Origin of the sequence: Paenibacillus forsythiae T98 (genome assembly GCF_000520735.1) — a bacterium.
GTDB classification, from domain to species: Bacteria; Bacillota; Bacilli; order Paenibacillales; family Paenibacillaceae; genus Paenibacillus_AQ; species Paenibacillus_AQ forsythiae.
Genome location: NZ_ASSC01000745.1, coordinates 1 through 8,200, shown reverse-complemented (window position 1 = coordinate 8,200; position 8,200 = coordinate 1). Strand labels below are relative to the sequence as shown.

At 54.7% G+C, this 8,200-nt stretch carries 7 protein-coding genes; 5 read left to right on the top strand and 2 right to left on the bottom strand.

The features are described 5' to 3' along the window. The 3 genes from L692_RS0122620 to L692_RS0122610 all read left to right on the top strand — a co-directional run. Positions 1–666: pyridoxamine 5'-phosphate oxidase family protein (locus L692_RS0122620; protein WP_232238846.1), on the top strand; the 666-nt coding region annotated here is incomplete at its 5' end. Then, positions 663–1,736, top strand: coding sequence for a homocitrate synthase/isopropylmalate synthase family protein (locus tag L692_RS0122615; protein ID WP_025702250.1), 1,074 nt, complete (start codon positions 663–665; stop codon positions 1,734–1,736). The genes L692_RS0122620 and L692_RS0122615, both read left to right, overlap by 4 nt. A gap of 66 nt (positions 1,737–1,802) precedes the next feature. Next, positions 1,803–2,657 carry a beta/alpha barrel domain-containing protein gene (locus L692_RS0122610; protein WP_025702249.1) on the top strand — a complete coding sequence of 285 codons (855 nt, stop codon included), beginning with the start codon at positions 1,803–1,805 and terminating at the stop codon, positions 2,655–2,657. A gap of 251 nt (positions 2,658–2,908) precedes the next feature. On the opposite strand, the gene L692_RS0122605 is transcribed toward L692_RS0122610, so the two are convergent. Further along, complete coding sequence (locus L692_RS0122605) at positions 2,909–3,544, bottom strand: FMN-dependent NADH-azoreductase (protein WP_025702248.1); 636 nt, start codon at positions 3,542–3,544, stop codon at positions 2,909–2,911. Positions 3,545–3,745: 201 nt separating this feature from the next. Beyond that, positions 3,746–4,621 (bottom strand): DMT family transporter, encoded by an 876-nt coding sequence (locus L692_RS0122600; protein WP_025702247.1) that lies wholly within the window; start codon positions 4,619–4,621, stop codon positions 3,746–3,748. Positions 4,622–5,008: 387 nt separating this feature from the next. Between L692_RS0122600 and treC the strand changes: the two genes are divergently transcribed. Further along, the gene (gene treC, locus L692_RS0122595) at positions 5,009–6,715 is read left to right on the top strand and encodes an alpha,alpha-phosphotrehalase (protein WP_025702246.1); all 1,707 of its coding nucleotides are present in this window, start codon (positions 5,009–5,011) and stop codon (positions 6,713–6,715) included. Between the two features lie 28 nt (positions 6,716–6,743). Next, a partial coding sequence (treP, locus tag L692_RS0122590; protein ID WP_025702245.1) for a PTS system trehalose-specific EIIBC component occupies positions 6,744–8,200 on the top strand: 1,457 nt, incomplete at its 3' end.

Sequence of the window (8,200 nt, the reverse complement as noted above, 5' to 3'; positions counted from 1 at the left end):
GATGGCGGAATTTCTCACAAGACTGGCGGAAGCGGAGCTTGCGGCACAAGAAAGGAAGTATATCATCGGATGATGGAACATGTGAGCTACAAGGCAAGAGATTGCCGCGACCAGCATAAAATTGAACAATTTCTGTCCGAGTCCCGGGTGGGCATCGTCGGAATCAGTGGCGATGAGTATCCTTACGCCGTGCCCGTCAATTATGTCTGGCATGAGGGATCGGTCTATTTTCACGGCATGGGTTCGGGCAAAAAGCTACGTCTCCTCGCAGACAACCCGTCCGTCAGCTTCACCGTATACCGGGAGAACGGCACCATCTCTGATTCCGTTCCCTGCAAGGCGGATACCTCGTACATGAGCGTTATGGTATTCGGGAAGGCGGAGCGGGTGACAGATGTCTGTGAGGCGACCGGGGTATTGCAGAAGATTCTTGACAAATTTACTCCCGGTTTCTACAAGCAGGCCATCTCCGAGAAAATGGTGGAGAGATACCGCTCGGCGATGGACGGAAACGCTGTGGCGGTTATCCGGATTACGCCTGTGCACATTACCGGCAAGGAAAACGACGCCGTTCCGGACTTCGCTGCGGGCCACGGCCATCCGGGCGGTCATCCGGGTCATCCTGGCGGCCATCCGGGCCATCCACCCGGAATGGGCCCATCATGACCGAGCTGATCGATTATACCGTTGACGAAGCGTTTCGGCGCTCGGTCGAGCTGGAGGAGATCGGCGCCATGGCAACGATTTTGCAGCGCTACGGCTTAAATGTCTTTGACGTGTATCTCAGACATATCCACGCCTACCGGAGCGCGATTGCCAGCGCCGAGCTAGCGGAGCGGATTCGCTGCCGGGTTCGCCCTACCGCCGATGATTTATCGCTGGCGAGGTCGATGGGGTTCTCTCGGCTGGCAATCCTTTGGTCCAATACGAACGTCCAGATGCCGTTGTTCAAGCTGGATGCCGCGCTCAAGGCCGCGAGGGAGTTCGCGGAAGAAATCTGTTTATACATTGAAGACCTGTCGGCGGACCATTTCCCCCGGTTTGACGCCTATTGGCCGCTTGTTGAACGCTATGGGGTCAAGCGGGTGATTTATGCCGACAGCAAAAGCAAGCTTGACCCGTTAATCGCCCGCAGCAATCTGGCCGAGCTGCTGGAGAGCGCCACTTGTCCGGTTGAGTTCTGCGGCGCCAATGCGCTCGGCCTGGCGACAGCCAACAGTCTGGCGGCGTTGAAGGCGGGTGTGAAGCATATCGGCGTATCGGTAGCGGGTGTAGGCTCCAAGGGGAAAGCGGCAATGGAAGAAGTGCTGATGGCCGTCAAGGTGCTGTGGAAGCAGACGGAAGGACCTTCCGCCCATACGCTGGCCGATGATTGCGAAGCCATTCTGTCCGCCATGAATATCAAGGTGCCGCTGGACAAAGCGGTGATCGGCCGGAATGTCTTCGCTCATGAGTCCGGCATTCATGTGGACGGCATTGCGAAGAACCCGGAGCTGTACGAGATCATCCGGCCGGAAGAAGTGGGCCTTGCCCGGAAGCTGCTCATCGGCAAGCACTCGGGGACTTCTTCCTTGAAGCACAAGTTCCGGGAATGGAATGTCGAGCTTGCCTCGAATGAGGCGGTGCTGCTGCTGGAGCAGGTGAGAGAGCTTGCGGAGCGCCGGAAGCGGCCGATTCAGGATAACGAGCTGATGGAATTATATGCGCGGCAGAGTGAGCTTGACGAGCCTGAATAGAGAGGACCGGTCTTACGAGCCGGTCCCGGGCATACATAGATCTGGACAAGGAGGAGAGCAGGCAGGATGCAATCGGGCGTTCAATTTGAGCTTGTGGATACCACCCTTCGGGACGGCGAACAGGCGGCAGGCGTTGTCTTCTCTCCCGAAGAGAAAGCGAAGATGGCGATCGCGCTTGACCGGGCCGGCATCCGGTGGATCGAAGCGGGTATTCCGGCCATGGGAGAACGGGAACGGGAAACGCTGGGGCAGCTGTTGTCCTTGCCCCTGAATGCCGTCCTTATTGCCTGGAACCGTGCGGACAGAAATGATATTATGGCCTCGGTTGACTGCGGCTTCTCCTGTATTCATATGTCTTTGCCGGTATCCGATCTGCATATTGAACACAAGCTCAGGAAGAGCAGAGAATGGGTGCTGAAGCGGCTGCGGGAAATGCTGGAATTGACCAAAAGTCTCGGCTGCACCGCTTTTGTCGGGGCGGAGGACGCTTCCCGGGCCGATCCGGAATTCTTGCTGCGCTATGCCGATACGGCGGCAACCTGCGGGGCGGAGCGCCTGCGCTATGCCGACACGGTCGGCTGCCTGGACCCTTTTGAAACATTCCGGAGGATTCGGCATTTGACTGAACGCTGCCTGCTGCCGGTCGAATTCCACGGTCATAACGACTTCGGGCTGGCCACGGCGAACACGCTGTCCGCCTTTCATGGAGGCGCTGCGCAGGCCAGCGTGACGGTTTCCGGGATCGGCGAACGGGCGGGCAATGCTTCTCTTGAGGAGGTTGCGGCTTCGATGGCTTACCTGTACAAGCTGGGAACGGGTATCCGCATGGAGTCTCTGCCTGAATTGACAAGACTTGTTTCCGGGGCCAGCCGCAGGCCGGATACTCACTACCGGTCGGTGTTTACGGCCATCAACGGATAGCGGGCTTCGAGCTCTTGGATACCGGAATGGGCCTGTCCGCGAGGGTTAATCCACAGGGGGCCTTTGGAAATGTCCCGGTACATAAATAATGCCCTTCGGCTTCCTGTTTGGGAAGCCGAAGGGCTGAATCGTCTGCTTTCTCGCTCGTTGCCTGGAGTTTCGCCAGCCTTACGGACCCGCCAGATGCGGGCCCGCTTGAGGCGGTGCAGAAAGACGGGCTTTCCGCCCTCTTTTTGACCGATGAATTAAGCTTAGAACTGGGCTGCTGTTTCCTTCGCTTTGGCGATTGCCTTTTCTTTGATCGTCTGAGCCTGGTCCGGCGCTGCGGCCGTACCTTCCACAAAGATGCCCTCAAACGAATCCATGCCAAAGAATTGGGAAATTTTCTTCAGATAGCTAAAGCCGCTTTCAAATCCGGCAGCAGGACCCTCGGAGTATACTCCGCCGCTTGCCTGAATGTGCAGCCCTTTTTTGCCGGTCAAGAGGCCAACCGGACCATTCGCGGAATACTGGAAGGTTTTACCTGCCACGGAAACGGCGTCAATATAAGCCTTCAATACAGGCGGGAAAGAGAAATTCCACATGGGGCTGACAAAAACATACTTATCGGCCGCCACGAATTGATCCACAATTTCACCCAACCGCGCTACCTTGGCTTGTTCGGCGGCGGACAGCTGGTCGAAGCCGCTTCCTGACTGCAGCTTGCCCCAACCGCTAAATACGTCGGCATCAATAACCGGAATATCCAGTTTGTACAGATCCAGATGGACGACTTCATCGGCCGGGTTGGCTCCACGGTAAGCCTCAATAAATTCTTTTCCTACAGCAAGACTATAGGAGGTATGATGATCGTTAGGGTGGGCAGTGATATATAATACAGTTGACATGTTTAATCTTCCTTTCTCTTATGGAAATGTGTTTAAAATGATTATATCATTATTATAGTAAATAGCAAATATAAATTCACTTACATAAAGTGAAGGTGGTGGTCGACACCTGGAATCGTGAGGGAGTCGAGACTTGGCCGGCTGGTTGGATCACCTGAATCTGAAAAACCCCTTCAGCCAAGGCTGAAGGGGTTGCCAAAACTACGATTTTTCGTTGATCACGAACAGGACACCGCCAACAATCAGGACCGAGCCGATCCAAAACGTTGCGCCTATCCGTTCTCCTAGAATTATCCATCCGAGCAATGTCCCGACCACGGGTTGAAAGAAGAAAAACAATCCCCCGCTTGAGGCGTTAAGCATCTGTAATCCGCGATTCCAAAGCAGAAATCCCCCTGCCGTTGAGACCACGCCCAAATACAAGAGACCTCCCCAAATCGCGGGGTGCGCCAGCTGAGAGGCGGGAAGGGCGGGCAGCCGTCCAAGGACAAAAGGGGTCAGCACAATCAGGGCTACCAGAATGGAATAGGTGGTCACCACAATTTGTGAATAATCACCAGGCACACGCTTTACAAGCACTGACATGAGCGCCCATGTTAAAGCCGCAGCGAGCAATGAAATCCCGCCAAGCTTGCTGGACGAATTCACATGATCGACTCCAACGATCAGCAAAACTCCGATGGTCGCCAGACAAACGGAGAGTCCCTTTTTGACAGTCAACCGTTCTTTAAGCAGCAGCCGGGCAAAAATAACCATAAATGCCGGTGTTGAAGAGGTGATCATGGCTCCCGTCTGCGCGGAGGACAGCATGGTGCCGGTTTCTTGGGCCACAATCGAAATGGCGTTGCCAATAACTCCGATAGCTATGATGAGCAGAAAGTGGCGTTTATGGATTCGCCATTTTTGCCGTGTGATCAAGCCGATCGCGACAAGTGCGGCAAGTGCCACGACATAGCGCATCCACACAAGTTCCATTGGAGGGATGACCGATACCACAACTTTAACAACAACGTACATACCGCCCCAAATGCTGGCGGCCAAAGCCAAATATATAGAACCTAACCAAGTGTTTTTCATTTTAGTACCCTCCGTTTTTATTCAGGCTGCGATATGCCCTAACGGAAAGGCGCAGTCACCTTCGCTCCATTAAGGGCGGGAGGGTGCTGCAGGTACATCATTTTCAAATAATGGAGCCAAATACATGCCAATTCACCTCTGTTCTGATTTAAGTACAGATATATATTGTTTCATAGTAGCAGAGGACTCTGGGTTTGAACAGGCATATAAAAATAAATTGAACGCTTTCATTGACAACCTGTATATACAGGTTTAATATAGGGGTATGAAAAACAACCTGTATATACAAGTTGTCGGAGAATTGTACTCATTAAATAAAGCGTTTTCCGAAAGCGTTATAAATCCGTGTTATATGAAATTGAATGATGATTTGGGAGGGATCAGGCTGTGAACGAGGTTAAAGGACAGGAGTGGTGGCGCCGCTCAACGGTGTATCAGGTGTACCCCAAGAGCTTTAAGGATACGACAGGCAGCGGACAGGGCGATATCCGGGGGCTGCTGGAGAAGCTGGATTACTTGCAGGATCTTGGAATCGATATTATTTGGCTCCAGCCGGTATATGTTTCCCCGCAAAATGATAACGGTTACGACGTAGCCGATTATTGCGAAATCGATCCGCAGTTCGGCACGATGGAGGATTTCGACGAGCTGGCGGCCGAGGTCCGGCGCAGGGGCATGAATCTGATGCTGGACATTGTCGTCAACCATTCGTCAACGGAGCACAAGTGGTTCCGGGAGGCGAAGCAATCGAAGGACAATCCGTACCGTGATTATTATATCTGGAGAGATCCGAAGCCGGATGGAAGCCCTCCGAACAACTGGCAGTCCAAATTCGGCGGCTCCGCCTGGCAGTTCGATGAAGGCACAGGCCAGTATTTTCTTACGCTGTTCGACAAGACGCAAGCCGATCTCAATTGGGAAAATCCGAAGGTAAGGGAAGAGATCTACCGTCTGATGAGCTTTTGGGCGAACAAGGGGGTCTGCGGCTTCCGGATGGACGTCATCAACCTGATATCCAAGGATCAGCAGTTCCCGGAGGATGACGGCAGCATAGCGCCGGGAGACGGACGGAGGTTCTATACCGACGGGCCAAGGGTGCACGAGTATCTCAAGGAGATGAATCAAAGAGTATTCGGACCCGATACGGTAACCGTGGGGGAAATGTCTTCCACAAGTATGGAGCATTGCATCCGGTATTCGAATCCGGAGGAACGGGAGTTCTCGATGACCTTCAACTTCCACCACCTGAAAGTAGACTATCCCGGCGGCAAAAAGTGGGAGCTTATGCCTTACGATTTCGAGCAGCTGAAGGCGCTGCTGTCGGAGTGGCAGACCGGCATGCAGCAAGGCGGCGGCTGGAATGCCTTGTTCCTGAACAACCACGATCAGCCCCGGGCCTTGTCCAGATTCGCCGATGACGACGAGTACCGGGTGGAAAGCGCCAAAATGCTGGCAACGACGCTGCACGGACTTCAAGGAACGCCTTACGTGTTTCAAGGGGAGGAAATCGGCATGCCGAACCCCCACTGGAACGATATCGGAGAGCTGCGGGATATTGAATCTCTGAACATGTACGCCATCCTGCAGGAGCAGGGAAAGACCGCCGAAGAGGCGCTGGATATCATCCGCGAACGGTCCCGTGACAATTCACGCACGCCGATGCAATGGGATGACAGTCCGCAGGCGGGCTTTACAACCGGAACGCCGTGGATTAAGGTGGATGAACGCTACCGTGAAATTAATGTTAAGAACCAGTTAAACGATCCGGATTCCGTGTACAGCCATTATAAGAAGCTCATTGCGCTGCGCAAGGAAGCAGACGTTATAACAAATGGAAAATATGAGCGCCTGGACGAAGGTCATTCGCAGGTATTCGCTTATGCCCGGATAACCGGTAGGGAGACTCTGGTAGTCGTGTCCAATTTCGGCAGCCGCAGCGCTGTCTTCGATTTCCCGGAAGAATTTACGGCACAGCGCATAAGCGGGGGAGCAGCCGAGCTGCTGGTGGGCAATACGAAGCCGACTCCGGCACTGAAAGCGCGGATTGAGCTGACGCCGTACGCCTCCTATATGTGGATCATTCGTCAGACCTAATAGCATAAACGAAGGGAGCAACAAGCGAATGGCATTAAATAGAGCAAGCGTGGAAGAGATCGTCCGGGGTGTCGGCGGAGCAGACAACATCGAGGCTGCAACGCACTGTGTAACGAGATTGAGATTCTCCCTGGTTGACGAGAGCAAAGTGGATCAGAAGCTGCTGGAGCAGAACGATCTGGTAAAGGGACAATTCTCCTCGCAAGGGCAATTTCAGGTCGTCATCGGACCCGGACTCGTAGACAAGGTGTATGATGAGATGATCGCCATTACCGGAGGGCAGCGTTCCTCCAAGGACGACGTCAAGAAGCTGGCGGGCAAAAAGCAAAATCCGCTGCAGCAGGCAATCAAGACGCTGGCGGATATCTTCATTCCGATTCTGCCCGCCATCGTCACCGCAGGCCTGCTGCTCGGCATCAATAATATATTGACGGGACCCGGCATCTTCTTTGAAGGGCGGTCCCTGGTGCAGGAATACCCGGCATGGACGGACTTCGCCGGCATTATCAACCTGATCGCCAATACCGCGTTCACCTTCCTCCCGGCGCTTATCGGCTGGTCCGCCGTGAACCGGTTCGGCGGCAGCCCGCTTCTCGGGATTGTGCTCGGGCTGATTCTCGTCCATCCGGATCTGCTGAACGCCTGGGGCTACGCCCAGGCTGCGCAGGAAGGCACGATTCCGCACTGGAATCTGTTCGGATGGCAGCTGGAGAAGATCGGTTATCAGGGCCAGGTCCTTCCGGTGCTTGTATCCGCTTACCTGCTTGCCCGTATTGAGAGATTTCTGAATAAAAGAGTTCACGATTCCATCAAGCTGCTCGTCGTCGCTCCGGTGGCGCTGCTGGTAACGGGCTTCCTGGCCTTTACGATTATCGGGCCGGTCACCTTTGCAATTGGAAACGCAATCACGAACGGACTGGTGCATGTGTTCAATACGCTTCCGGCCCTTGGCGGCCTGCTGTACGGCGGATTTTACGCGCTGCTGGTCGTAACCGGGATGCATCATACGTTCTTGGCCGTTGACGTGCAGCTCATCGGCAGCAAGGGAGGGACCTTCCTGTGGCCGATGCTGGCGCTCTCCAACATCGCGCAAGGCTCGGCGGCGCTGGCCATGCTGCTTGTGTTCCGCGAGCAGAAATCCAAGGGGCTGGCGGTGACTTCCTCCATCTCCGCATTTCTCGGAGTAACCGAACCGGCCATTTTCGGGGTGAATATCCGCTACAAATACCCGTTCATCTTCGGTATGATCGGCTCCGCGCTGGGCGGGTTGGTGCTGACGATCAACCACGTTCTGGCCTCATCCATCGGCGTCGGCGGCATCCCTGGCTTTCTGTCCATTTATCCGAACCAGTGGGGAGTCTTCTTCGCCGGGATGGCTATCGTGCTCGCCGTTCCGTTCCTGCTGACGGCGGCTTATGGCAAATTCGCCTCCCGGAAGGGCAGTGGGGCAGATCCGGTGAATGAGTCGCCGTCAGCGGCCGTTTC

What these genes read in the sequence shown, in the direction of transcription:
- L692_RS0122615 (WP_025702250.1), top strand. Translation starts at nt 663, where the DNA reads ATGACCGAGCTGATCGATTATACCGTTGACGAAGCGTTTCGGCGCTCG.
- L692_RS0122610 (WP_025702249.1), top strand. Translation starts at nt 1,803, where the DNA reads ATGCAATCGGGCGTTCAATTTGAGCTTGTGGATACCACCCTTCGGGAC.
- L692_RS0122605 (WP_025702248.1), bottom strand. Translation starts at nt 3,544, where the DNA reads ATGTCAACTGTATTATATATCACTGCCCACCCTAACGATCATCATACC.
- L692_RS0122600 (WP_025702247.1), bottom strand. Translation starts at nt 4,621, where the DNA reads ATGAAAAACACTTGGTTAGGTTCTATATATTTGGCTTTGGCCGCCAGC.